Annotated in this window: 20 protein-coding genes, 1 pseudogene and 1 other annotated feature; of the genes and pseudogenes, 5 read left to right on the forward strand and 16 right to left on the reverse strand. The window is 68.7% G+C overall.

Annotated features, from left to right (window positions below; all coding sequences use genetic code 11):
* The 5 genes and pseudogenes from ACBY01_RS15725 to ACBY01_RS15745 all read right to left on the reverse strand — a co-directional run.
* Positions 1–102: pseudogene (locus ACBY01_RS15725) on the reverse strand (electron transfer flavoprotein subunit beta/FixA family protein); the annotation flags it as partial.
* Positions 99–1007 (reverse strand): NAD(P)H-dependent flavin oxidoreductase, encoded by a 909-nt coding sequence (locus ACBY01_RS15730; RefSeq protein ID WP_416461908.1) that lies wholly within the window; start codon positions 1005–1007, stop codon positions 99–101. The gene ACBY01_RS15730 and the pseudogene ACBY01_RS15725, both read right to left, overlap by 4 nt.
* Positions 1008–1018: 11 nt before the next feature.
* The gene (locus tag ACBY01_RS15735; RefSeq protein ID WP_416461910.1) at positions 1019–2809 is read right to left on the reverse strand and encodes an acyl-CoA dehydrogenase C-terminal domain-containing protein; all 1791 of its coding nucleotides are present in this window, start codon (positions 2807–2809) and stop codon (positions 1019–1021) included.
* 46 nt (positions 2810–2855) lie between these two features.
* On the reverse strand, positions 2856–5192 hold the full coding sequence (locus tag ACBY01_RS15740; protein ID WP_416461911.1) for a 3-hydroxyacyl-CoA dehydrogenase/enoyl-CoA hydratase family protein: 2337 nt from the start codon (positions 5190–5192) through the stop codon (positions 2856–2858).
* Positions 5189–6328, reverse strand: a complete 1140-nt coding sequence (locus ACBY01_RS15745; RefSeq protein WP_416461912.1) for a thiolase family protein — start codon at positions 6326–6328, stop codon at positions 5189–5191. Before ACBY01_RS15745 ends, ACBY01_RS15740 begins: the two co-directional genes overlap by 4 nt.
* A gap of 216 nt (positions 6329–6544) precedes the next feature.
* Here ACBY01_RS15745 and ACBY01_RS15750 point away from each other — a divergent pair, with 216 nt between their 5' ends.
* Positions 6545–8227, forward strand: a complete 1683-nt coding sequence (locus ACBY01_RS15750; RefSeq protein ID WP_416461913.1) for a long-chain-fatty-acid--CoA ligase — start codon at positions 6545–6547, stop codon at positions 8225–8227.
* Between the two features lie 14 nt (positions 8228–8241).
* Positions 8242–8682 (forward strand): MerR family transcriptional regulator, encoded by a 441-nt coding sequence (locus tag ACBY01_RS15755; protein ID WP_416461914.1) that lies wholly within the window; start codon positions 8242–8244, stop codon positions 8680–8682.
* 220 nt (positions 8683–8902) lie between these two features.
* Here the strand turns inward: ACBY01_RS15755 and ACBY01_RS15760 are convergent, their stop codons facing one another.
* From ACBY01_RS15760 to ACBY01_RS15775, 4 genes are all read right to left on the reverse strand, one after another.
* Positions 8903–9595, reverse strand: a complete 693-nt coding sequence (locus tag ACBY01_RS15760; RefSeq protein WP_416461915.1) for a hypothetical protein — start codon at positions 9593–9595, stop codon at positions 8903–8905.
* 138 nt (positions 9596–9733) lie between these two features.
* Positions 9734–10024, reverse strand: a complete 291-nt coding sequence (locus ACBY01_RS15765) for a hypothetical protein (RefSeq protein WP_416461916.1) — start codon at positions 10022–10024, stop codon at positions 9734–9736.
* Between the two features lie 206 nt (positions 10025–10230).
* Positions 10231–11724, reverse strand: a complete 1494-nt coding sequence (locus tag ACBY01_RS15770; RefSeq protein WP_416461917.1) for a SulP family inorganic anion transporter — start codon at positions 11722–11724, stop codon at positions 10231–10233.
* Between the two features lie 65 nt (positions 11725–11789).
* Positions 11790–11845: a sequence feature (sul1 is cis-regulatory element that is thought to sense ions involved in sulfur or methionine metabolism; They are found in Alphaproteobacteria), on the reverse strand.
* Between the two features lie 93 nt (positions 11846–11938).
* Positions 11939–12676 carry an SDR family oxidoreductase gene (locus tag ACBY01_RS15775; protein ID WP_416461918.1) on the reverse strand — a complete coding sequence of 246 codons (738 nt, stop codon included), beginning with the start codon at positions 12674–12676 and terminating at the stop codon, positions 11939–11941.
* Between the two features lie 157 nt (positions 12677–12833).
* Between ACBY01_RS15775 and ACBY01_RS15780 the strand changes: the two genes are divergently transcribed.
* Positions 12834–13730, forward strand: a complete 897-nt coding sequence (locus tag ACBY01_RS15780) for an AraC family transcriptional regulator (protein WP_416461919.1) — start codon at positions 12834–12836, stop codon at positions 13728–13730.
* A 126-nt stretch (positions 13731–13856) separates the two neighbouring features.
* Here the strand turns inward: ACBY01_RS15780 and ACBY01_RS15785 are convergent, their stop codons facing one another.
* Complete coding sequence (locus ACBY01_RS15785) at positions 13857–14153, reverse strand: SWIB/MDM2 domain-containing protein (protein WP_416461920.1); 297 nt, start codon at positions 14151–14153, stop codon at positions 13857–13859.
* Between the two features lie 389 nt (positions 14154–14542).
* On the opposite strand from ACBY01_RS15785, the gene folE reads away from it, so the two are divergent.
* Complete coding sequence (gene folE, locus ACBY01_RS15790) at positions 14543–15166, forward strand: GTP cyclohydrolase I FolE (RefSeq protein WP_416461921.1); 624 nt, start codon at positions 14543–14545, stop codon at positions 15164–15166.
* 282 nt (positions 15167–15448) lie between these two features.
* On the opposite strand, the gene leuA is transcribed toward folE, so the two are convergent.
* The 6 genes from leuA to miaA form a co-directional block, all read right to left on the reverse strand.
* Positions 15449–17119 carry a 2-isopropylmalate synthase gene (gene leuA / locus ACBY01_RS15795; RefSeq protein WP_416461922.1) on the reverse strand — a complete coding sequence of 557 codons (1671 nt, stop codon included), beginning with the start codon at positions 17117–17119 and terminating at the stop codon, positions 15449–15451.
* A 265-nt stretch (positions 17120–17384) separates the two neighbouring features.
* Positions 17385–17996: a YceI family protein gene (locus ACBY01_RS15800; protein ID WP_416461923.1), complete on the reverse strand. Its 612-nt coding sequence runs from the start codon at positions 17994–17996 to the stop codon at positions 17385–17387.
* Positions 17997–18260: 264 nt separating this feature from the next.
* Complete coding sequence (gene ilvC / locus ACBY01_RS15805) at positions 18261–19280, reverse strand: ketol-acid reductoisomerase (protein WP_416461924.1); 1020 nt, start codon at positions 19278–19280, stop codon at positions 18261–18263.
* 115 nt (positions 19281–19395) lie between these two features.
* Positions 19396–19911 carry an acetolactate synthase small subunit gene (gene ilvN, locus ACBY01_RS15810; protein ID WP_416461925.1) on the reverse strand — a complete coding sequence of 172 codons (516 nt, stop codon included), beginning with the start codon at positions 19909–19911 and terminating at the stop codon, positions 19396–19398.
* A gap of 49 nt (positions 19912–19960) precedes the next feature.
* The gene (locus ACBY01_RS15815; protein ID WP_416461926.1) at positions 19961–21706 is read right to left on the reverse strand and encodes an acetolactate synthase 3 large subunit; all 1746 of its coding nucleotides are present in this window, start codon (positions 21704–21706) and stop codon (positions 19961–19963) included.
* An 83-nt stretch (positions 21707–21789) separates the two neighbouring features.
* Positions 21790–22725: a tRNA (adenosine(37)-N6)-dimethylallyltransferase MiaA gene (gene miaA, locus ACBY01_RS15820; protein ID WP_416461927.1), complete on the reverse strand. Its 936-nt coding sequence runs from the start codon at positions 22723–22725 to the stop codon at positions 21790–21792.
* On the opposite strand from miaA, the gene serB reads away from it, so the two are divergent.
* Positions 22718–23599 (forward strand): phosphoserine phosphatase SerB, encoded by an 882-nt coding sequence (gene serB, locus ACBY01_RS15825; protein ID WP_416461928.1) that lies wholly within the window; start codon positions 22718–22720, stop codon positions 23597–23599. The genes miaA and serB overlap by 8 nt on opposite strands.
* The last annotated feature ends 153 nt before the right edge of the window (positions 23600–23752 follow it).

Here is a 23752-nt window from a genome sequence, read left to right on the forward strand (position 1 = left end):
GCTCATCTTGACGTTGGCCAGGTCCACGCCCGACCCGTCCGCCTTCACCCGCGGCTTCACATTATAGTCAAGCACCCGCTTGACCGGCACCAACAGCTTCATGCGTTCCTCTCCCAAGCACGGGCATAGCCCGCGATCAGATCCGTGCAGATGGCCGCCGCCGGGCGGATCGCGGAAACCGCGCCCACGCCCTGTCCGGCCGACCAGATCGTCTTCCACGCCCGCGCCTCTTCGGCCAAGTCGAGCGTCGGCGTCTCGCCCGGCTGCCAGCCGGCCGCCTCCAGGCTGGGGCGCAGGAAGTTCGCACCCACGCCGGTGACGGCAGCCGTGTGGACGACATCGGCAGCACAAGAACCGACCATCATCGCCTTTTGCTCCGCACCGGCGAGGCTTTCTTCCGACGCGATGAAGTGGCTGCCGAGATAGGCGAAGTCCGCGCCCAGCATCTGCGCCGCGGCGATGTGGCGTCCCTCCGACATGGCACCCGCGAGCGCGAGCGGACCGTCGAAGAAGCGGCGGATCTCGGCCACCAGCGCGAACGGGCTGAGCGTGCCGGCATGGCCGCCGGCACCCGCGGCCACCGCGATCAGCCCGTCGACCCCGGCGGCGACCGCCTTTTGCGCATGGCGGGTGGAGATCACGTCGTGGAAGACGAGCCCGCCATAGCCGTGCACCGCGTCGATCACCTCGGGCACGAGGCCGAGCGAGGTGATGACCAGCGGCACGCGGTGGCGGACGATCGCGGCGAGATCGTCGTCCAGTCGCGTGTTGCTGCGGTGGACGATCAGGTTGACGCCGTAGGGGGCGCTACGCTCGTCGAGCGCGCCCTCGATTTCCTCCAGCCAGGCGACGAAGCCTTCCGTGCTGCGATGGTTGAGCGCGGGGAAGGTGCCGACCAGCCCCGCCCGGCAGCAGGCGGTGACCAGCGCCGGGCCGGAGATCAGGAACATCGGCGCGACGATCGCTGGACAAGCGAGCCGGTGTTCCCAGGCGGGGGGCATCGTCACGCCGCTGTCCTTCAGAAGGCGTCCTCGGCGAGCGCCATCATCGAGCGCTTGCCGGACTTGATCGCCAGGAAGGCGGCGGTCGCCTGCGGCAGGATGCGGTCGAAGAAGAAGCCGGCGGTGGCGAGCTTCGCCTTGTAGAAGCCCGCTTCGTCGGTGCCCTCGGCCAGCCGCTGCCCAGCGATGCGCGCGCTCTTGAGGAAGCAATAGCCCATGCCGACCAGGCCGAGCAGGCGCAGATAGTCGGTCGCCGCCGCACCCGCTTCCTCCGGGTCCTTCAGCCCGCGTTGCGCGATCATGCCGGTGGCGAGCTGGAGCGCGCCGAACGCCTGGCGCAGGCCCTGCGCCATCGGCTTGATCGCCTCCTCGCCCTCGTGCGCGTCGAGGAACGACGACACCGGGTGGAAGAAGGCACGCAGGTTGCGGCCCATCCGCGCCGGCAGCTTGCGGCCGACCAGGTCGAGCGCCTGGATGCCGTTGGTGCCTTCGTAGATCATCGCGATGCGAGCATCGCGGACATACTGCTCGACGCCGTGCTCGCGGATGTAGCCGTGGCCGCCATAGGTCTGCACCGCGAGGTTCGCGGCGTCATAGCCCAGGTCGGTGAACAGCGCCTTCACCACCGGCGTCATCAGCGCGACGAAGTCGGTCGCGCGTGCCTTCACCTCGGGATCGGCGGATACCTTTTCGGCGTCGAGCGCGCGGCTCACCCAGGCGCCGAGCGCGCGACAACCCTCGGTATAGACGCGCGCCGTCATCAGCATGCGGCGGACGTCGGGGTGGACGATGATCGGATCGGCGGGGAGGTCGGGGCGCTTGGCACCGCCCAGCGCACGGCCCTGCAGGCGCTCCTTGGCATAGGCGACGGCGCTCTGGTACGCGGCCTCGCCGATGCCCAGGCCCTGGACGCCCACCGACACGCGCTCGGTGTTCATCATCGTGAACATCGCCGCCATGCCCTTGTTGGGCTCGCCGACCAGCCAGCCGACGGAGTCGTCGAAGTTCATCTGGCAGGTGGCCGAAGCCTTCATGCCCATCTTGTGCTCGATGCCCGCGACCGTCACGCCATTGGCGTTGCCGACCGAGCCGTCGGCGTTGGGCAGATACTTGGGCACCAGGAACAGGCTGATGCCCTTCACACCCGCGGGCGCATCCGGCATCCGCGCCAGCACCAGGTGGACGACGTTCTCGGTCAGATCATGGTCGCCGGCCGAGATGAAGATCTTGGAGCCGGTGACGCGGAAGCTGCCGTCCTCCTGCGGCACCGCTCGGGTGCGCAGCAAGCCCAGGTCGGTGCCGCAGTGCGACTCCGTCAGGCACATGGTGCCCGACCATTCGCCCGACACCATCTTGGGCAGATAGGCCTGCTTGAGGTCTTCGGAGCCGTGGTCCTGGAGCGCAGTCGTCGCGCCGTGGGTGAGGCCGGGATAGAGGCTGAACGACACGTTGGTCGCGCAGATCATTTCCTCGACCAGCTTGTTGAGCGTTTCCGGCAGGCCCTGGCCGCCCCATTCGGGCGGCGAGGCGAGCGCGGCCCAGCCGGCCTCGCGGAACTGGTCGTACGCTTGCTTGAAGCCGGCGGGCGTGCGGACGACGCCGTTCTCGATCCGGCAGCCCTCGATGTCGCCCGGCGCGTTGAGCGGCAGCAGGATCTCCTGTGCCATGCGCGCGGCTTCCTCAAGCACCGCGTCGAGCAGGTCGGGGGTGTATTCGGCGTGGGCGGCAAGATCGCCGAACCCGTCGTCCTGATGCAGTTCGTGCAGCACGAAGCGCATGTCGCGCAGCGGGGCTTCGTAAACTTGCATGTCGATCTCCTCTCCGGCCGGGCGACGGCGCGCCCGGCGGATCTTGTCAGTTGCGCAGCGGCTTGCCGGTCTCGAGCATCTGCTCGATCCGCGCGAGCGTGCGATCGTCGCGGACACGCTGGAGGAAGCCCTTGACCTCCAGCTTGAGCAGGTCCGCTTCCTTGACCGTGTCGACCAGGTCGGCGTCGCCGCCCGTCAGCACCTCGGCGAGCGTGTCCGACACCACCAGGTCGTAGTCGGTGGCGATCCCGCGCTTGTGGAAGCCCTCCGCCGCCATGCGCAGCGCCAGGCGGCCGCTGGCGCCGGGCAGCTGGAACTCGGGCGGCGCGGGCGGGGCATAGCCGTCGACCAGCGACAGCGCCTTGGCCTTGGCATCCGCGAGCAGCCGGCTGCGGTTCATGGTGATGCCGTCCTTGGCGCGGAGGAACATCAGTTCCTTGGCCTCGGCCGCCGACTTGGACACGGTCGCGGTGCTCACCGTCTCGAACACCTTGGCCACCGCGGGCATCGGCCCCTTGGGCATCTGGCCCGAGCGCTGCCAGCGGTCGATCATCTCGCCATTGCCGCCCCAGCCCGGGATCAGGCCGACGCCGGTCTCGACCAGGCCGATGTAGGTTTCGGCATGCGCCTGCACCGCATCGGCGTGGAGCACGATCTCGCACCCGCCGCCCAGCGCCATGCCGGCCGGCGCGGCGACCACGGGGAAGGGCGCGTATTTCAGCGCCTTCAGCGCCTGCTGCCCGGCCACGACCAGCGTCTGCACCTCGCCATAGGCGGCGATGTTGAGCGCGAAGAGCGCGAGGCCGAGGTTCGCGCCGGCCGAGAAATGGCTGCCGTCATTGTAGATCACCAGCGCCTTGAAGCGATCCTTCACGATCGGGATCGCCTGCTGGATCAGCTTCATGACCTCGCCGTCGAGCGCGTTCATCTTGCCGGTGAACTCGATGCAGGCGACGCCGTCGCCCACGTCCCACAGCGTGGCGGAGCCAGTCTTGGCGATCGGCTCGCCGGCGCGCTTGACGTCTTCCAGCATCAGCACACCCTCGGGGCGGACGATGTCGTGGTACGCACCGTCGAGGCCGAAATATTGGCGCTTGCCGCCTTCGACCCGATAGAAGCTGCCGCTGCCGACCTGCTCCAGCAGCGCCGGAACCGGGCGACCTTCCGCCTTCAGCCGCTCGACCAGCTTGGCGGCACCGATGCGGTCGACCAGCTCGAACGGCCCGAACTTCCAGTTGTAGCCGAGCTTCATCGCGTCATCGATCGCGACGATGTCGTCGGCCGCTTCCGGCACGAGCATCGCGGCATAGCTCAGCACATGGCTCAGCACCGTCCAGGCATAGTCGCCGACCTTGCCCTTGGCACCGATCAGCTTCGCGAGGTCGCGGTCGGCGCCGGAGGGCAGCGATGCGGGCTTGCGGGTGTTGCGATACTCGCCGGTCTCCAGGTCGATCGCCTGCTTGACCTTGCCGCCGTTCGAACGGTCGAGGCGGTAGAAGCCGCCTCTGCCCTTGCGGCCGGTGTACCCTTCCGCGATCATGCGATCGACCAGCGGCAGCGGGCGCACCGTGTCGAAATAGGGGTCGCCTTGCGGCAGCGTGGCGGTCAGGCTCTTGGACAGCAGCGGCATCAGGTCGACGCCGACCAGATCGATCAGGCCGAAGATGCCGGTCTTGGGCACGCCCATCGGCTTGCCGCCGATCTGGTCGGCTTCCTCGACGGTGAGGCCCAAGTCCATCGCCGCGTTGATCGCGATCGCCAGCCAATAGGTACCGACGCGGTTGGCGATGAAGCCGGGCGTGTCGTGCGCCGGGACGACCGTCTTTCCCAGGCTGCGGTCGGCGAAGTCGGAGACGCGCGCGACCAGCTCGGGATCGCTGTCGGGCCCGGCGACCACCTCCAGCAGCCGCATGTAGCGCGGCGGGTTGAAGAAGTGGGTGACGAGGAAGTCGCGGCGGAACTGCTCCGAACGTCCCTCGACCAGCTGGCCGAGCGGGATGGTGGAGGTGTTGGACGACACCGCGGTACCGGGGCGCTTGGCCGCCTCGATCTTCGCATAGAGGCTCTGCTTCAGGTCGAGCCGCTCGACGATCGCCTCGATCACCCAGTCGCACTCGGCGACGCGGTCGAGATGGTCGTCGATGTTGCCGGTCTCGACCAGCTTGGCCGCTCGCTTCGACATGAAGGGGGCGGGGTCGGTCTTGAGCAGCTTGGCGACCGCACCCTCGGCCACCGCATTGCGGTTGGCCGCGTCGCGGACGATGTCGAGCAGCAGCACGGGCACGCCGGCGTTGGCGACCTGGGCGGCGATGCCGGCGCCCATCGTGCCGGCGCCGATCACGCAGACCTTCCTGATGGCGTCGGGGCGGATCGCGTCGCTCATTCGGCTGCCTCCAGCAGGGTGGCGATGCCCTGGCCGCCGCCGATGCACTGGGTGGCGAGCGCATACTTGCCGCCTTCGCGCTTCAAGAGCGACGCCGCCTTGCCGACGATGCGCGCGCCGGTGGCGCCGAGCGGATGGCCGAGCGCGATCGCGCCGCCGTCGATGTTCACCTTCGCCGTGTCGAGGCCGAGGTCGTGGATGCAGGCGAGCGCCTGGCTGGCGAACGCCTCGTTGATCTCGACCACGTCGAGCGCACCCGCGTCGACCCCGGCGCGCTCCAGCGCCTTGCGCGACGCGCCGATCGGCCCGAGCCCCATCACCTCGGGCGCGCAGCCCGAGATGCCGACCGTCTTGAGCCGGGCGAGGATCGGCAGGCCATGAGCGCGGGCATAGTCCTCGCTGGTGACGAGCACCGCGGCGGCGCCGTCGGTGAGCGGCGAGGAGGTGCCGGCGGTGACCGACCCGTCCTTATCGAACGCGGGCTTCAACCCGGCGAGGCCTTCGGCGCTAGTGTCCGGACGCACGGTGCCGTCCTCGCTCACCACGCCGTTCTTGGTCTGGATCGGCACGATCTCGTCGGCGAGGCGCCCGCCGGCCTGGGCCGCGCCGGCCTTCTTCTGGCTGTCGACTGCAAAGGCTTCCTGGCTCTCGCGAGTGATCTGGTACTTGGTGGCGACGTTCTCGGCCGTCTCGCCCATGCCCATGTAGGCGCCCGGCATCTTCTCGGCGAGCGCGGGGTTAGGGAGGGGGTTGTAGCCCATCATCGGCACGCGGCTCATCGACTCCACGCCCGCGCAGACGAACACGTCGCCGGCACCGATCTGGATCTGGCCCATGGCGATGTGGATCGAGCTCATCGACGATCCGCAGAAGCGGTTGACCGTCATGCCGCCCACCGACAGCGGCAGGTCGCCGAGCAGGCCGACGAGGCGCGCGACGTTCATGCCCTGCTCGCCCTCGGGAAAGGCGCAGCCGACGATCAGGTCCTCGATGTCCTCAGGCGCAACGCCGCTGCGGTCGATCAGGCCGCGAATCACCTGGGCGGCGAGGTCGTCGGGACGGACCCGCGCCAGCGCGCCCTTGTGCGCGGGATGAAAGGGGGAACGGGCATAGCCCGCGATCACGACGCTCTTCATCTCAAACCTCTCCGTGGCATCCTGACGGCACCTTTCGTTCCTAATGGTGCGATATTTCCCTATACGTCAACCGATTTCTGATTAAGGTAGGTGCAGGCGCCACCGGACCGGCACCCGCAACGGCGGGGCGGATCCTAGCGGAAACGGCGCGTGGAGAGGAGGCGAAGGCCGCATGGGCAAGTCGATGTACCCCCGAACCCAAGGGACCCGCGCACGATGAGCGCGATCGCCCGCACCCCGGCGGCAGGGGAGGCGCCGCAGATCGTCCCGCGGCTGATCCCCGAAATGCTCGACCGGGCGGCGACGGAGTTTCCCGAGCGCACCGCGATCGACTTCCTCGGCCGGACCTGGGCCTATGCCGACATCGCCGACGAGGTGCGCCGTGCCGCGCGCGGGCTGCAGGACCTGGGCGTGCGGCCGGGCATGCGGGTAGGACTGTGCCTGCCCAACACGCCCTATTATGTGATCGCCTATTTCGCGGTGCTGCGGATCGGCGCGGTCGTGGTCGCGATGAACCCGCTCTACGTCGAGCGCGAGCTGCACCATCTGCTCGTCGATTCGGGTGCCGAGCTGGTGATCGTGCCCGATCTGGTCGCGCTCCACGACAAGCTGCTCGCCGCCTGCGACGGCACCGCGGTGCGCCACGTCGTGCTGGCGCCGATGGCGGCGGTGCTGCCTTGGGCCAAGTCGCTGGGCCTGCGGCTGCTCAAGCGGCGCGAGCTGGTCCGCATCGGCAGCGATCCGCGCCACGTCTCGTGGGACCGCATCGTCTCGCGCGACGCCGCGCCCGATCCGGTGGCGCAGTCGCCCGACGATCTGGCGGTGCTGCAATATACCGGCGGCACCACCGGCGAGCCCAAGGGGGCGATGCTCAGCCACGCCAACCTGACCGCGAACAGCCAGCAGATGGTGCTCCACGTCGGCCATCGGCCCGAGCAGCAGGAGCGGACGTTGGGCGTGCTGCCGCTGTTCCACGTCTTCGCGCTGACCACGGTGCTCAACTATTCGGTCGAGACCGCGGCCGAGATGATCCTGCTGCCGCGTTTCGACATGCAGCAGTTCCTCGCCACGCTGCGGCGGACGCGGCCGACGCAGATCTTCGCGGTGCCGACCATCTACAATGCGGTCAACCAGCTCGACATCGCACAGGTGCCGCGGCTCGACTTCTGCCACACCTGCATTTCGGGCGGCGCGCCGCTGCCGCTGGAGGTGCGCCAGGCGTTCGAGGAGCGCACCGGCTGCCGCGTGGTGGAGGGCTATGGCCTGTCCGAAGCGTCGCCGATCATCGCGTGCAATCCGCTCGACGGCGGGGTGGTGAAGGCGAACAGCACCGGCCCCGCCTTTCCCGGGACGAGGCTGGAGGTGCGCGACCTGATCGACCCGACCAAGGTGTTGCCGCAGGGCGAGCGCGGCGAGGTCTGCGTCCGCGGTCCGCAGGTGATGCTCGGCTACTGGAACCGCCCGGACGCCACCGAAGACTGCTTCATCGACGGCGCGCTGCGCACCGGCGACGTCGGCTATTTCGACGCGGACGGCTACCTCTTTCTGGTCGACCGGATAAAGGACATGCTGTTGTGCGGCGGGTATAACGTCTACCCGCGCGTGATCGAGGAGGCGTTGTATGAGCATCCGGCGGTGGCCGAAGCGGTGGTGATCGGCGTTTCCGACGTCTATCGCGGACAGGCGCCCAAGGCGTTCGTCACGCTGCGCCCTGACCATGCGGCGAGCGTCGACGAGCTGTGCGGCTTCCTGCGCCCGCGGCTCAGCAAGATCGAGTTCCCGCGCGAGATCGAGATCCGCGACAGCCTGCCCAAGACGCTGATCGGCAAGCTTTCCAAGAAGGAGCTGGTCGCCGAAGAGACTGCGAAGCGGGCCGCGCAGGCGAGCACTGCCGCATGAGGCGTGCCGCGTCGATGCGTCCGCCCCAGGACGGCGCCGAGCCTGCCGGCGGCGAGCAGCTGTCGGGCATCCAGGAGGTCTCGGCGGAGCTGGGCGTGACGATGCGCACGCTGCGCTTCTACGAGGACCAGGGGCTGATCGAGCCGCGCCGCGTCGGCACCACGCGCATCTACACCCGGCGCGAAGTGGCGCGGATGCAGCTGATCCTGCGCGGCAAGCGGCTCGGCTTCTCGATCCGCGAGATCAAGGAGTTCCTCGACCTCTACGACGCCGATCCGCAGCATCACGAGCAGATGCGCCAGCTGGCGCTGCGCGTCCACGACCGCATCCAGCTGCTGCGCCGCCAGAGGCAGGCGCTGGAGGAGACGCTGGGCGAACTGGAGCGGATCGAGCGCGAGGCGCTCGAGCGGTTGCCGCCGGAGGTGCGGCCGGTGGCGGCGGAGAAAGGGCGCTAGGGCGTAACGACATTCCTCGTGGAAGTCCTGAACTCCCCCTTCATCCGTTCGCCTCGAGGCGCCGTCGAGCTTGTCGAGACGGCGTATCGAGAGGCCGGTCGTTGGGGCTCTCTCGATACGGGCTCTCGACAAGCTCGATCCCTACTCGAGACGAACGGGGAATGGGGGAAGGTCGATCCGACCTAGACCTGTCCGCCGGCGTCCTCGATCCGCGGCGAACCTAGCGCAGCGGCTGGAACCCGCCGAACGTCGCGGTGGAATGGATCCGACCCGACTTGCCGAAAAGCGAGCCGGTCAGCGTGCTGGCCGTGGATGCCGGAACGATCTCGCCCGTCGGCAGCATGGCGTAGCGGCTGACCACGTCCATGCTCTGCACGGAGGCGACCATCATCATCCGAAAGCTCTTGGTGGAGGTGAAGCGCACCCGCTCGACGAAGGGCGTCTTCGCCCGGACGTTCACCAGCGCCTCCGCCTGGGTGTCGGCGGACGCGTCGTGGGAGCCGATCTTGACGGCGCCCGCGGGCAGCGTCGCGAAGCGATAGGTGACATAGCCCGGCGTCGCGGTGCTCCGCGTCGCGGGGGCGCCGAACCAGTCGGCGAGTTCGGCATAGGACGGGGTGGGGCCGCGCTTGGCCTTGCGCGACTTTTCCGATTCCTTGGCGGTGGGTGCGCGCCCGTCGACGCGGACGAGCTGCCAGCGCTGCGCGGACGGGCGACCGGGATCATACTGCTCCACCACCGTCGTGCGCGCGGAACCCGTCCGGTCGATGACGACCGTGCGCTGGAAGCGGAAGCCGTCCGGACGGCTGGTGCGCATCGCCGCGACGACGCGGTTCTGCAACTCGTCGGCCTCGGCCCCCGGGCCGGCGAACATCGCGGCAGCGGCAAGGAGCAGCATGGTACGGCTCGGCAATCCCAACCTCCGGCGGTGCAGGGCGTTTCGAGCCGCAGCATCGCGCGATTGCGGGTGCTTGGCGAGCGCTCTTTTCACCCGCCTTCGCCGCTATCCTGCTGTCGGGGCGAGGCCTTGCCCCGCCCCGAGAGTCACCTGTTACCAGCGATAGCCGCGGCGGTGATCGCGGTAGCGGTCCTGGCGCCAGTCGCGGCGATCCTCGCGCCAGTCGCGACGGGCGTCGCGGCGGGCCTGGGCGATCTCGCGGCGGCACTCGCGCTGCTCGCGGCGATACTCGTGGCGGCTGTCGGCGCGGCGGAGCTCGCGACGGCATTCCTGTACCTCGCGGCGGACGTCGCGGTTGTACCCGCGGTGGTAGCCCTGCGCCGAAGCGACGGTCGGCATCACGGTCATCACGGCTACGGCGGTCCAGGCGATCAGCTTGCGCATGGTTCTCTCCTTCACGAACTTGATGAGGAGAACCTACGCGCGCCCGTCTGAACGGCATCCGTCCGGATCATTCATCCGCGAGACAGCGCGCGTCGGGCGATTGCGATAGGCTGAGCGACCTGCATCTACCCTCCCGTTCGTCTCGACAAGCTCGACGGCACCTCGCGGCGAACGAGAAGGGGATGAACCTCGACCCGACCAACCCCTCAGTGCGGCACGGCCCCCAGCTCCACCCCGGTTTTGTCGTGGAGCGCGAAGCGGTCGACCAGGTCGGCGCTGGCGCGGTTGTAGCCGATCACCTCGACCGCGCGGCCGTCGCGGCGCAGCCGGGCGACGATCTTGTCGAGCGCACCGACGCCCGAGATGTCCCAGAAATGCGCGGCCGACACGTCGATCACCACGCGCTGCGCCGCATCCTCCGCCTGGAAGGCGCGGGTGAAGCGGTCGACCGAGGCGAAGAAGATCTCGCCCTCGACCCGGTAGAGCGCGCTGCCGTCCGGCGCCGCCTCTCGTACGACCGAGAACATGCGTCGCACCTTGCCGGCGAAGAAGATGCCGGACAGCAACACGCCCGACAGCACGCCTGCCGCTAGGTTGTGGGTCGCGACCACCACCGCCACCGTCACCAGCATCACCGCCGAGGAGGTCGGCGGGTGGCGGCGCAGGTTGAGCAGCGAGTTCCAGCTGAAGGTGCCGATCGATACCATCACCATCACCGCGACCAGCGCGGGCATCGGGATGCGGCCGACCACCGGGCCGAGCGCCGCAAGCAGGAACAGCAGCACCGCGCCCGCGAGGAAGGTCGACAGCCGCTTGCGACCGCCCGAGGTGACGTTGATCACCGACTGGCCGATCATCGCGCAGCCGCCCATGCCGCCGACCAGCGCCGCGGCGATGTTGGCGCCACCCTGGCCCATGCACTCGCGTCGCTTGTCGCTGTCGGTGTCGGTCATGTCGTCGACGATCTGCGCGGTGAGCAGCGATTCGAGCAGGCCGACCGCGGCCATCGTCAGCGAATAGGGTAGGATGATGCACAGCGTCTCCCAGCTGAGCGGCACGTTCGGCAGCGCGAGGCCCGGCAGCCCCTCCGGCAGCCGGCCCATGTCGCCGACGGTGCGGACCGGCAGCCCGAGCGCGATGCTGATCGCGGCGAGCAGCAGGATCGCGACGAGCGGCGAGGGCACCGCCCTGGTCAGCCGCGGCAGCAGATAGATGATGGCGAGTCCGCCGGCGACCATCGCATAGCTGTGCCAGGTGACGCCGGTCAGCTGCGGCAGCTGGGCCATGAAGATCAGGATGGCGAGCGCGTTGACGAAGCCGGTGATGACCGAGCGCGAGACGAACTGCATCAGCAGGTCGAGCCGCAGCAGCCCCGCGACCATCTGGATCAGCCCCATCAGGATGGTGGCGGCGAACAGATAGTCGACGCCGTGCTCGCGGACGAGCGGCGTGACCACCACCGCCACCGCGGCGGTCGCGGCGGAGATCATGCCGGGCCGGCCGCCGAGGAAGGAGATCACGATCGCGATCGCCACCGAGGCATAGAGCCCGACGCGCGGGTCGACGCCCGAGATGATCGAGAAGCCGATCGCCTCCGGAATGAGCGCGAGCGCGACGACGATGCCGGCGAGCGCGTCGCGGCGCGCCTGAAGCGCGCTCGGAAACCACTCGGCGCGGATACGGGAAAGGGTCTGGGTCATGCGGGAACCACGAGCAGGCACATGGCGCCGCTTCGACGAGCGGCGGTTCGGATGTCCATGCGTTGCGTTGTCCGGCGGATCGGCGGCCGGAAGAGCCACCCGGAATTGCACCGGGTCCTTGCGAGTTGCGGTGCCTCTATGGGGGCAGACCGCGGCATGCAAGCCCGTGGGCCGGGGAGGGGGCGGCGCCCGGCCCATCCTCCCCGTGCGGCAGTTACATCACGTTGCTCGCGGTCGGGCGGACGACGATCTCGCTGACGTCGACGTCCTCCGGCTGGACGATCGCATAGCGGATCGCGCGGGCGATCGCCTCGGCGGGAAGCATCGTCTCGCGGAACGCGGCCATCGCCTCGATCGTGCCGGGGTCGCTGATGCTGTCGGCGAGCTCCGATTCCACCACGCCGGGCGAGACGATGGTCGCGCGGATGTTGTCGTGCTCCTGGCGGATGCCGTCGGTGAGCGCCCACACCGCGAACTTGGTCGCGCAATAGACCGCGCCGGTCGGCACCACATAATGCGCGCCGAGCGAGGCGACGTTGACGAACTGGCCGGAGCCCTGCGCGACGAAGCGGGGCAGGGCGGCGGCGATGCCGTTGAGCACGCCGCGCAGGTTGACGTCGACCATCCGGTCCCATTCGTCGAGCTTGAGCGCGGCAAGCGGCGACAGCGGCATGACGCCGGCATTGTTGACCAGCACGTCGATGCGGCCGAAGCGCGCGATGCCGGCGTCGACGAAGGCGGTCACGCTCGTGCGGTCGGTCACGTCGAGCCGCTGGAACATCGCCTGACCGCCGGCGGCGACGATCTCCGCCGCGAGCGCCTCGAGCCGGTCGGTACGGCGCGCGCCGAGCACGACGCGCGCGCCGGCCTCTCCGAGCAGGCGGGCGGTGGCCTCGCCGATGCCGCTGCTGGCGCCGGTGATCAGGACGACCTTGTCGATGGTGTCGGACATGATGAACTCCTCGAATGCGGCGGGGATGCCGTCGGGGAGCGTTGTGGCGCGCGGGCCGGATCGGGCGGTAGCCGCGAACTCCGCGATGCTTGCACGATCCTCCACGATACGACGGCGTGGCTTGCCGAGCCCCGGCCGGCATGGGATGCCACATCGCATGGAACCGCTGCCTGAACTCGCCGCGCTGCTCGCGCGTCACGCGCTTGCAGACGGCGTGCAGCCGACCGCGCTGCCGCGTGTCGCGCTTGTCCGATCCGCCAGCCCGACGATGCCGCTGCCGACCGTCTACGAGCCCTCGCTGTGCATCGTCGCGCAGGGGGCGAAGGAGGTGCAGCTCGGCAGCCAGCGCTTCCGCTACGATCCCGCGAGCTTCCTGCTGGGCGCGGTGGACCTGCCGGTGATGGGCACGGTCACGCAGGCGAGCGCGGCCGAGCCCTATCTGTGCCTGTGCGTGTCGCTCGACGTGGCGGCGATCGCCGAGCTGGTCGCGCAGCTTCCGCCGGTTCGCGACGGCGGCGAGGGGCTGGGGCTGATCCTCGGGCGGACCAGCGCCGAACTGCTCGACGCGGCGACCCGGCTGGTGGCGCTGCTCGACGCGCCGGCGGATGCGCCGGTGCTCGCCCCGCTGGTGGAGCGCGAACTGCTGTGGCGGCTGCTCACCGGGCCTGCCGGGCCGCTGCTGCGGCGGCTGACGCGTGCGGGCGGCCCGATCGAGCAGGTGAGTCGCGCCATCGCCTGGCTGCGCGCCCATTATGCCGAGCCGGTGGCGATCGAGCAGCTGGCGGCGGTCGCCGGGATGAGCGCTTCGGCGCTGCACGCGCATTTCCGCACGGTGACGGGGCTCAGCCCGCTGCGCTACCGCACGCGGTTGCGGCTGCAGGAAGCGCGGCGGCTGATGCTGGTCGAGGCGCTGGATGCGGCGAGCGCGGGCTTCCGCGTCGGCTATGGCGGCCCGTCGCAGTTCAGCCGCGACTATGGCGAGGCGTTCGGAGCGCCGCCGGCCCGCGACGTCGCGCGGTTGCGGGCGATGGGCGGGGAAGCCGTGGCGGCCTGAGCGGCGCGCCGGACTGCGACGGGGTTTGCCGACCGGGCCGGGGTCGCAGGCAAGTCCTTGAAAGTCGCGGCGAAATGCCGCCGAGGGCTGCGGAGCCGTCCGGGATGCCGGACGGCTCCGTCACGCTCACTTCATGTGGGCGTTGAGCAGCTTGTTCATCTCGAACATCGAGGCCTTCTTCTTGCCGAAGAGCTTCTCGAGAGTTTCGTCGGCGAGAATCTCGCGCTTGTCCTGCGGGTTCTGCAGGTCGTGCTTCTTGATGTATTCCCACATCTTGCTGACCACCTCGCTGCGCGGCAGCGGATCCTTGCCGGTGATCTTCGCCAGATCGTCCGACGGCGTGACCGGCTTGGCGATCCCGCCGCGGGCGGCCCCGGCCTTGGGAGCCGCTGCAGTCTTGGTGGTCGTCGAAGTCTTCGCCATTCTGGTTCTCCTTAAATCCTGCGGTCCGAACCCTTGTAAGGCCGCCTGGTTGCCTCTGCTATGCGCGGTTTTGGCTTGCTTGTCGCTTGCGAAGATCGTGCGGAACGGTCGGAACATCGTGCAAAGCCGGCGGCTGGCGGACGAATTGCGCAAAAAACCGCGCGATCCGCCGCGACATCCCCCGGTTCCGTCGCCGGCTGCCGTGCCCCTATGGTCCCGATGCGCGTCCTCCCCCTGCGCGACGACGGCCGGGGTGCGGCCGCGGTTTCCTTTTGCGCAGCGAGGAATTAACGCTCCGTTCTTCGCGACGTCAACGCGGTGTGCACCGGAGGTGACGTTTTGTCTCTTCGGCGTAGCGCGCCTGCGTCGGTTCCGTTCAAGGAAATGCCATGTCCGCCGACACTCCCACCCCCGCCGACGGCGATCTGGTCGCGGCGCCCGCCAAGCCGCAGGTGCCCGAGGAAGTGGCCGACGCGATCCGCACGCTGATCCGCTGGGCGGGCGACGATCCCGAGCGCGAGGGGCTGCTCGACACGCCCAAGCGCGTCGCGCGGGCGTGGAAGGAATATTGCCAGGGCTATGGCGAGGATCCGGCGCACCATCTGGCGCGGACCTTCGAAGAGGTCGGCGGCTACGACGAGATCGTGCTGCTGCGCGACATTCCGTTCCAGTCGCATTGCGAGCACCACATGGCGCCGATCCTCGGCAAGGCGCACATCGCCTATCTGCCGCGGGACCATGTCGTCGGCATCTCGAAGCTCGCGCGCGTGCTCCACGGCTTCGCGCGGCGGCTGCAGGTGCAGGAGCGGCTGACCGCGCAGGTCGCCGACTGCATCTGGGAGCGGCTCCAGCCGCGCGGCGTCGCGGTGGTGATCGAGGCGACCCACGCCTGCATGACCGCGCGCGGCGTGCGGACGCCGGGCGTCACCATGACGACCAGCCGGATGATGGGCGTCTTCCGCGAGGACGACCGCAGCCGCAAGGAAGTGCTGTCGCTGATGGGGCTGGGGTAAGGCAGGGCGGCGGGCGGTTGCCCGGCAGCCCATCGTTCTCTTAGCATTTTCCGGTGCTCCCGCGGAGGCGGGAGCCCAGGGTAACGGAGTGGGGCGCTCGCGGCCCTGAGCTCCTGCCTCCGCAGGAGCACGGATGGGATCAGGGCGCCGGCCGTCGGTCCAGAAACCCGTACCCCGGCGCAGGCCGGGGCCCAGTCGGGGGACGTGACTGGTGTGGTGCGTCCTCGCACCGCCTTCCCACCTGGGCCCCGGCCTTCGCCGGGGTACAGGGCGCGGCGGCAGCTAGGCCGAAACGCGATTGGCCGCGCTGAGCGCCGCACGGACGGTGGCGGTGGCGACGTCGGCGTCGATGCCGGCGCCGAATACCCGGGTGCCGTCGGGCAGCGTGCATTCGAGATAGGCCGCGGCCTGCGCGTCCGATCCGTTGCCGATCGCATGCTCGCTATAGTCGGCCACGTCGAGGTCGATGCCGCAGTCCTCGCGCAGTGCCGACAAGAGGCTCGAGAGCAGCCCGTTGCCCTTGCCCGAGATCGAGCGGGTATCGCCGTCGAGCCGCAGTTCGCCGACGAACGTCCGCGGCGCACCGGCCGCGCCGTGGCGTTCCGAATAGTCGACCAGCTGGAACCGATCGCCGTCGCCTGGCAGATAGGCGTCCTCGAACGCGCCCCAGATATCGGCGGCGTTGAGTTCGCGGCTGGTTGCGTCGGCGACGCGCTGGACGTGGCGGCTGAAGTCCGCCTGCATCCGCTTGGGCAGCTTCAGCCCCTTGTCCTGCTCCAGCACCCAGGCGACGCCGCCCTTGCCCGACTGCGAATTGACGCGGATCACCGCCTCGTAATCGCGGCCCAGATCGGCGGGGTCGATCGGCAGGTAGGGCACGTCCCATAGCGGGTCGTTGCGCTGCGCCTGTGCGGCGAAGCCCTTCTTGATCGCGTCCTGATGGCTGCCGGAGAAGGCGGTGAACACCAGCTCGCCGGCATAGGGGTGGCGCGGGTGGACGGGCAGCTGGTTGCAATATTCGACGGTGCGGATGACCTCGTCGATGTTCGAGAAATCCAGGCCGGGATCAACGCCTTGCGTGTACATGTTCAAGGCGATCGTCACGAGATCGCAGTTGCCGGTGCGCTCGCCGTTGCCGAACAGGCAGCCCTCGACGCGGTCAGCGCCGGCCATCAGCCCCAACTCGGCCGCGGCGACGCCGGTGCCGCGATCGTTGTGGGTGTGGAGGCTCACCACCACGCTGTCGCGGTTCGGCACGTTGCGGCAGAACCATTCGATCTGGTCGGCATAGACGTTGGCGCTCGCCGCCTCGACCGTCGCCGGCAGGTTGAGGATGAGCGGCTTTTCGGGGGTGGGGCGCAGCACGTCCATCACCGCGGCGCAGACTTCGACCGAGAAGTCGAGTTCGGCGGTCGAGAAGGTCTCGGGCGAATATTCGAAGCGCCAGTCGGTGCCGGGGCGCTTGCCCGCCTCGTCGCGCAGGATCTTGGCGCCGGTGATCGCGATCTCGCGCACCTCGTCGCGGGTCATGCCGAACACGATGCGGCGCCAGGCGGGCGAGACGGCGTTGTAGAGGTGGACGATCGCGGTGCGCGCACCCTCCAGCGACTGGAAGCTCTTTTCGATCAGGTCGCGGCGCGACTGGGTGAGCACCTGGACGGTGACGTCCTCGGGGATGCGGTCGTTGCGGACCAGCCCGGAGATGAAGTCGAACTCGGTAGCGCCGGCCGAGGGGAAACCGACCTCAATTTCCTTGATGCCGACCTTGAGCAGCAGGTCGAAGAAGCGGTTCTTCTTTTCCGCATCCATCGGATCGATCAGCGCCTGGTTGCCGTCGCGCATGTCGGTCGACAGCCAGCGCGGCGCCTGGGTGATGGTGCGCGACGGCCATTGGCGGTCGGGCAGGTCCACCTGCGGGAAGGGACGGTATTTGGTCGAAGGATCGCGCAGCATCGCAGCCTCTTGGCAAGTCGCCGCACGCGTCGCGCGCGGGCGTCGTTCAGCAATTCGGTCGGAAGAAAGCAGCCCTTAGGGGCGACGCAACGATGCGCATCACGCCCCTAAGGGCGGATAAGTCGAAGAAGGCGCAGTGCGGCGATCACGGGCGCCGTCATGGCGCGCGGGGGCGGGCTTGTCCAGACGCTTTGGCGCGTGGGCGAAACGATCGGTGGCAGTGGGGTGCGCGGGGACGCCGGACGACGCCCCCGAGCTGATGGTGTCAGGCCTTTTCGAAGGCGGCGGTGATGTCGAGCTCGACCTCGTCCGACACGGCCGGGATGCCGTAGTTGATGTTGAAGTCGGAGCGCTTGATCGTGGCGGTCGCCTCGAAGCCGATGGTTTCCTTCTTCGACATCGGGTTCGCGCCGGCGCCGGTGAAGTGCGCGTCGAGCACGACCGGCTTGGTCACGCCGTTCAGCGTCAGGTTGCCGGTGATCTTCGCGCGGGTGCCGTTGACCGCCACCGCGGTGGAGGTGAAGCGCGCCGTCGGCGTGACCTCCGCGTTGAAGAAGTCCTTGCTCATCATGTGCTTGGTGAGCCCGGCGCTGGCGGTGGTGAGCTTGCCGACCGGGATCGTCACGTCGAGCTTGGCGGCGCCCGGCTTCTTGGGATCAAGCGTCAGCGTGCCGTCGGCATCGCCGAAGATGCCAAAATAGTCGTTGAAACCCAGGTGGTTGACGCGCCAGCCGATCAGCGTGTGGGCGGGATCGGTCTTGTAGGTGCCGGCGGTCACGCGGCTGGCGTCGGTGGTGCCGGGGATCGGCATCTGCTGGGCGACGAGCGGTGCGGCGACGGCGAGGGCGGCGCCGGCGAGGATCAGGGGCATGCGCATGGGCAAGGTCTCCAACGAAAAGGACGGCGGATTTGTCTGCCGCCGTCCCGTCGCTGTCAAACCGGGCAATGCGAAACGGGTCGTTTCCTGGGTGTTCGGTTGCGCTGTCCCAGCCTTTTACCCCTTCCGTTCGCCTCGAGGTGCCGTCGAGCTTGTCGACACGGCATATCGAGAGGGCGGCGCTTGCGGCTCTCTCGATACGGGCTCTCGACAAGCTCGATCCCTACTCGAGACGAACGGGGTCGGAGGCGGGGGCGAGGCCCCTCAGTTCTTGTCCTTGTCCACCAGCTTGTTGGCGCCGATCCACGGCATCATCGCGCGCAGTTCGCTGCCGACCTGCTCGATCTGGTGGCGCTTGGCGGCGCTGCGGCTCGCCTTGAGCTCGGGCTGGCCGGCGCGGTTGTCGAGCACGAAGTCCTTGACGAAGCGGCCCGACTGGATGTCGGCGAGTACGCGCTTCATCTCCTTCTTGGTCTCTTCGGTGATGATGCGCGGGCCGGTCTTGATGTCGCCGTACTCGGCGGTGTTCGAGATCGAGTAGCGCATGTTGGCGATGCCGCCCTCGTACATCAGGTCGACGATCAGCTTGAGCTCGTGCAGGCACTCGAAATAGGCCATTTCGGGAGCGTAGCCGGCCTCGACCAGCGTCTCGAAGCCCGCCTGCACCAGTGCCGTCGCGCCGCCGCACAGCACCGCCTGCTCGCCGAACAGGTCGGTCTCGCACTCCTCGCGGAAGTTGGTCTCGATGATGCCCGAGCGGCCGCCGCCGACGCCCGACGCATAGGCGAGCGCCACGTCGTGCGCGTTGCCGCTCGCATCCTGGTGGATCGCGATCAGGCAGGGGACGCCGCCGCCGCGGACATATTCGGAGCGGACGGTGTGGCCGGGGCCCTTGGGCGCGATCATGATGACGTCGACGTCGGCCGGCGGCTCGATCAGGCCGAAGTGGACGTTGAGGCCGTGGGCGAAGGCCAGCGCCGAGCCGGGGCGCAGATTGCCCTTGATGTCGGCGTCGTAGATCGCCGCCTGATGCTCGTCCGGTGCCAGGATCATCAGGATGTCAGCCCAGGCGGCCGCGTCCTTGTTGGCGAGCACCTTGAAGCCCGCGTCCTCGGCCTTCTTGGCGCTCGGCGAGCCGGGGCGGAGTGCGATCGCGATCTCCTGGACGCCGGAATCGCGCAGGTTCTGCGCATGGGCGTGACCCTGCGAGCCATAGCCGAGAATCGCGATCTTCTTGGACGAGATCAGGTTCAGGTCGGCGTCACGATCGTAATAGACACGCATGATGGGGTTCCTCTTGAACGTCATGCCAGCGAAGGCTGGCATCTGGTGCCGCCGGGGCGGCGCTTGTGGAGGGAGATCCCAGCGTTCGCTGGGATGACGGTAAATTTCGGGCCGCTCAGGCCGCTTCGCGGCCGCGGGCGATGGCGACGATGCCGGTGCGGGCGACCTCTACCAGCCCGACTTCGCGCATCAGCTCGATGAACGTGTCGACCTTCGCGGTGCCGCCGGTCACCTCGAACACGAAGCTGGAGATGGTCGCGTCGAGCACGCGGGCGCGATAGACCTCGGCGAGGCGTAGCGCCTCGATGCGGTGCTCGCCGCTGCCGACGACCTTCACCAGTGCCAGCTCGCGCTCGACGTGCGGACCGAGTGCGGTGAGGTCGACCACCTTGTGCACCGGCACCAGCCGTTCGAGATGGGCGATGATCTGCTCCATCACCGGCGCGGAGGCCGAGGTGACGATCGTGATGCGGCTGATGAGATCGTCTTCCGAGATGTCGGTGACGGTCAGGCTCTCGATATTGTAGCCGCGCGCGGTGAACAGCCCGGCGATGCGCGCCAGGATGCCCGGCTCGTTGTCGACGATGATCGCGAGCGTGTGCCGCTCGCGCACTTCTTCCTTGATGTGCATGGTCCAGCCGATCCGGTTGAAACGAAAGGGAAAGTCGGGAATCGTCAGATCAGACGAGCGCCTTGGCCTCGTCGTCCATCTCGCCCGATACCTCGTTCGCCCAAAGGATCATCTCGGTGTGCGCCGCGCCCGAGGGGATCATCGGGAAGCAGTTGGCGAGCTTCGACACGCGGCAGTCGACCACCACCGGCCCGTCGTGCGCGAGCATTGAAGCAATCCCGTCGTCGAGCGCGTCGGGATGCTCGATGCGGATGCCCTTCCAGCCGTACGCCTCGGCGAGCTTCACGAAGTCCGGGAGACTCTCGCTGTAACTCTCTGAATAGCGGCCGGAATAGGTCAGCTCCTGCCATTGGCGGACCATCCCCATATATTCGTTGTTGAGGATGAAGATCTTGACCGGCAGGCGGTACTGGGTCGCGGTCGCCAGCTCCTGGATGTTCATCTGGATCGAGGCTTCGCCGGCGATGTCGATCACCAGCGCATCCGGAGACCCCAGCTGCGCACCGATCGCGGCGGGCAGGCCATAGCCCATCGTGCCGAGCCCGCCCGAGGTCAGCCACTTGTTCGGCGCCTCGAACCCGAAATGCTGCGCGGCCCACATCTGGTGCTGGCCGACCTCGGTCGAGACGATCGGCGCCTTATCCCTGGTCGCCTCGTACAGCGCGCGGATCGCCCGTTGCGGCATGATCTCGTCGGGACGATCCTCGAAGTCGAGGCAGTGCTTGGCGCGCCAGCCGGCGATGCGGGCGTACCATTCCGACAGGTCGGGGCGGGGATGCTGCCGCGCCTTCCACAGCCTGATCATCGCGTCGAGCGCGCGGCCACAATCGGCCACGATCGGCAGGTCGACGCGCACGTTCTTGTTCACGGACGAGCGATCGATATCGACGTGGATCTTGCGGCTGTGGGGGCTGAACGCGTCGAGCCGGCCGGTGACGCGATCGTCGAAGCGGGCGCCCAGGCAGACGATCAGGTCGGCCTGGTTCATCGCCAGGTTCGCCTCATAGGTGCCGTGCATGCCGAGCATGCCGAGCCACTGGTCGGACGAGGCGGGCAGCGCGCCCAGGCCCATCAGCGTCGAGGTGACGGGCGCGCCGGTGATCGCCACCAGCTCGCGTAGCAGCTGCGAGGCTTCGGGACCCGAGTTGATGATGCCGCCGCCGGTGTAGAACACCGGCCGCTCGGCCGCCGCCAGCATGTCGACCGCCGCCTCGATCGCCGCTGCGTCGGGTTCCATCTGCGGGCGATAGGTCTTGTGCTGGATCGGACCGGGCGCGTTGTAGCGCGCGGTCGCGACCTGCACGTCCTTGGGAATGTCGATCACGACCGGACCGGGGCGGCCGGAGGTGGCGATGTGGAACGCCTCGTGCACCACCGATCCCAGACGGGCGGGGTCCTTCACCAGATAATTGTGCTTGGTGCAGTGGCTGGTGATGCCGACGGTGTCCGCTTCCTGGAACGCGTCGGTGCCGATCAGCCCGGTCGGCACCTGGCCGGTGATGACCACCATCGGAATCGAGTCGAGCAGCGCGTCGGTGATGCCGGTGACGGCGTTGGTGGCGCCGGGACCGGAGGTGACGAGCACCACGCCGGGCTTGCCGGTCGAGCGGGCGTAGCCCTCTGCCGCATGGGTCGCCGCCTGTTCGTGACGGACGAGGATGTGGCGGATCTTCTTCTGCTTGAACAGCGCGTCGTAGATCGGAAGCACCGCGCCGCCGGGATAGCCGAACACGAGCTCCACGCCGAGATCGACCAGCGCCTCGACCAGGATTTCGGCTCCGCTTTTCTCCACCACGTCCGTGTCCTCCTCGTTTTTCGCAGCTGCAGCAGCAGCGTTGGACGAGGTGCGCCTACAGACAGTAAAATGGCGATGCAAGCTCAGCTTGATAATATTCGTTCAAAAAAACGCTCCAGCTTGCACGTTTCCGTCTCTGAAGTGCGTTGCCAGTCCGGCGGCGGCTGGTTGCGGAACCAGGTATATTGGCGCTTGGCGTACTGACGGGTGGCGAGCCTCGCCTCCGCAAGCGCGGCGTCGAAGCTCGTGTTTCCAACGACATAGTCGGCAATCTGCGGCACCCCGATCGCACGCCGCACCGGTGAGTCGGCACTGAGATCGTCGCGGGCGAGCAAGGCGCGCACCTCCTCGATCGCGCCGCTGGCGAACATCGCCGCGAGGCGGCGATCGCAACGTTCGACCAGCCAGGCGCGGTCCGGGAGCAGCACCAGCGGGATCGGATTGATGCGGTCGCCGATCCCGCCGGTGCGCGCCGCCTGCCACTCGGCAAGCGGACGCCCGGTGGAACGCGCCACCTCCAGCGCGCGCGCGACGCGGGTGGTGTCACTGGCGCGCAGCCGGTGGGCGGCAGGCGGGTCGAGCCGGGCGAGTTCGGCATGCGCCTCGGCGACCGGCAGCGCGCGGACCTCGGCACGGATTCCCGGATCGATCTCGGGCACCGGCGCGATACCGTCCAGCAGCGTGCGCAGGTAGAGGCCGGTGCCGCCGACCAGCACCGGCAGACGCCCTTCCGCGACCGTGGCGTCGATCGTGTCGCGCGCTTCGGCGGCCCAGCGTGCGGCGGAATAGTCCTCGCCGCCGTCGACATGGCCGAACAGGCGGTGCGGCACCTGCGCTTCCTCGGCCTCGCTCGGGCGCGCGCTCAGCACGCGCAGGTCGCGATACACCTGGGCGGAGTCGGCGTTGATGACGGTGCCGCGGCGGCGTTCGGCGACCGCGATCGCCAGCGCGGACTTGCCGCTCGCGGTCGGCCCTGCGATGAGCGCCACCTTCGGCAGGGGGGTATGCACCATGTTCATCGCGACGCTGATAGCAGCCGAACGGCTCGATGCGGGCGATATTTCGGCCGCGAGCGACCGGCTGGCGGCGGCGGGATGCCGTCCCGGCGAGGTGCGCTGGCTGGAGGCCGACCGCGTCGCCGACCTGGCGTTCGCGCATGCGCCGGAGCTCGCTCGCGCCGCGCTGGAAGGCGCTTACCCCAAAACCGACATCGTCGTGCAGCCCGCCGCAGGACGTGCAAAGCGGCTGCTGATCGCCGACATGGATTCGACGATGATCACGGTCGAGTGCATCGACGAACTCGCCGACTATGCCGGCATCAAGCCGCAGATCGCCGAGGTGACCGAGCGGGCGATGCGCGGCGAGCTCGATTTCGCCGCGGCGCTCGACGCGCGGGTCGCGCTGCTCAAGGGGCTGGGCGAGGATGCGATCGACCGCTGCCTCGCCGAACGCGTGCGGATCACGCCGGGCGCGGAGGCGCTGGTGAAGACGATGCGTGCGAACGGGGCGGAGACGATCCTGATCTCGGGCGGCTTCACCCGCTTCGCCGAGCCGGTCGCACGCCAGATCGGGTTCGCGCGGGCGATCGCCAACCGGCTGATGATCGAAGGCGGCATGCTCGACGGCACCGTCGCCAAGCCGATCGTCGACTCGGCGACCAAGGAAGCGACGCTCGCCGAGGCGACCGCAGCGCTGGGGCTGGACCCGGAAGCGACGCTGGCGGTCGGCGACGGCGCCAACGACCTGGCGATGATCCGTCGGGCGGGTCTGGGCGTGGCGTACCATGCCAAGCCGATCGTCGCGGCGGCGGCGGCGGCGCGGATCGACCACAATGATCTTTCCGCGCTGCTCTATGCGCAGGGATATGCGCGCGACCGGTGGGTGGTGGCGTAGGGAGGTCTTCGCTCCGCGCGTTCGCGAAAGCGTCGCCATCTGCCTTCCCGTCATGCTGACGAAGGTCAGCATGTGGATTCACATTCGAAGTGCAACAGTTGGAATGCCTCGGCGGGGGTACGGAAGCCGAGGCACTTTCTGGGGGTGTTGTTG

The sequence above is a fragment of the Sphingomonas mangrovi genome (assembly GCF_047975845.1).
Classification (GTDB): domain Bacteria; phylum Pseudomonadota; class Alphaproteobacteria; order Sphingomonadales; family Sphingomonadaceae; genus Sphingomonas.

What these genes read in the sequence shown, in the direction of transcription:
- miaA (WP_416461927.1), bottom strand. Translation starts at nt 22,725, where the DNA reads ATGAACATGGTGCATACCCCCCTGCCGAAGGTGGCGCTCATCGCAGGG.
- ACBY01_RS15775 (WP_416461918.1), bottom strand. Translation starts at nt 12,676, where the DNA reads ATGTCCGACACCATCGACAAGGTCGTCCTGATCACCGGCGCCAGCAGC.
- ACBY01_RS15780 (WP_416461919.1), top strand. Translation starts at nt 12,834, where the DNA reads ATGGAACCGCTGCCTGAACTCGCCGCGCTGCTCGCGCGTCACGCGCTT.
- ACBY01_RS15750 (WP_416461913.1), top strand. Translation starts at nt 6,545, where the DNA reads ATGAGCGCGATCGCCCGCACCCCGGCGGCAGGGGAGGCGCCGCAGATC.
- ACBY01_RS15735 (WP_416461910.1), bottom strand. Translation starts at nt 2,809, where the DNA reads ATGCAAGTTTACGAAGCCCCGCTGCGCGACATGCGCTTCGTGCTGCAC.
- ACBY01_RS15740 (WP_416461911.1), bottom strand. Translation starts at nt 5,192, where the DNA reads ATGAGCGACGCGATCCGCCCCGACGCCATCAGGAAGGTCTGCGTGATC.
- folE (WP_416461921.1), top strand. Translation starts at nt 14,543, where the DNA reads ATGTCCGCCGACACTCCCACCCCCGCCGACGGCGATCTGGTCGCGGCG.
- ilvN (WP_416461925.1), bottom strand. Translation starts at nt 19,911, where the DNA reads ATGCACATCAAGGAAGAAGTGCGCGAGCGGCACACGCTCGCGATCATC.
- ACBY01_RS15755 (WP_416461914.1), top strand. Translation starts at nt 8,242, where the DNA reads ATGCGTCCGCCCCAGGACGGCGCCGAGCCTGCCGGCGGCGAGCAGCTG.
- ACBY01_RS15800 (WP_416461923.1), bottom strand. Translation starts at nt 17,996, where the DNA reads ATGCGCATGCCCCTGATCCTCGCCGGCGCCGCCCTCGCCGTCGCCGCA.
- ACBY01_RS15785 (WP_416461920.1), bottom strand. Translation starts at nt 14,153, where the DNA reads ATGGCGAAGACTTCGACGACCACCAAGACTGCAGCGGCTCCCAAGGCC.
- ACBY01_RS15765 (WP_416461916.1), bottom strand. Translation starts at nt 10,024, where the DNA reads ATGCGCAAGCTGATCGCCTGGACCGCCGTAGCCGTGATGACCGTGATG.
- serB (WP_416461928.1), top strand. Translation starts at nt 22,718, where the DNA reads ATGTTCATCGCGACGCTGATAGCAGCCGAACGGCTCGATGCGGGCGAT.
- leuA (WP_416461922.1), bottom strand. Translation starts at nt 17,119, where the DNA reads ATGCTGCGCGATCCTTCGACCAAATACCGTCCCTTCCCGCAGGTGGAC.
- ACBY01_RS15745 (WP_416461912.1), bottom strand. Translation starts at nt 6,328, where the DNA reads ATGAAGAGCGTCGTGATCGCGGGCTATGCCCGTTCCCCCTTTCATCCC.
- ACBY01_RS15770 (WP_416461917.1), bottom strand. Translation starts at nt 11,724, where the DNA reads ATGACCCAGACCCTTTCCCGTATCCGCGCCGAGTGGTTTCCGAGCGCG.
- ilvC (WP_416461924.1), bottom strand. Translation starts at nt 19,280, where the DNA reads ATGCGTGTCTATTACGATCGTGACGCCGACCTGAACCTGATCTCGTCC.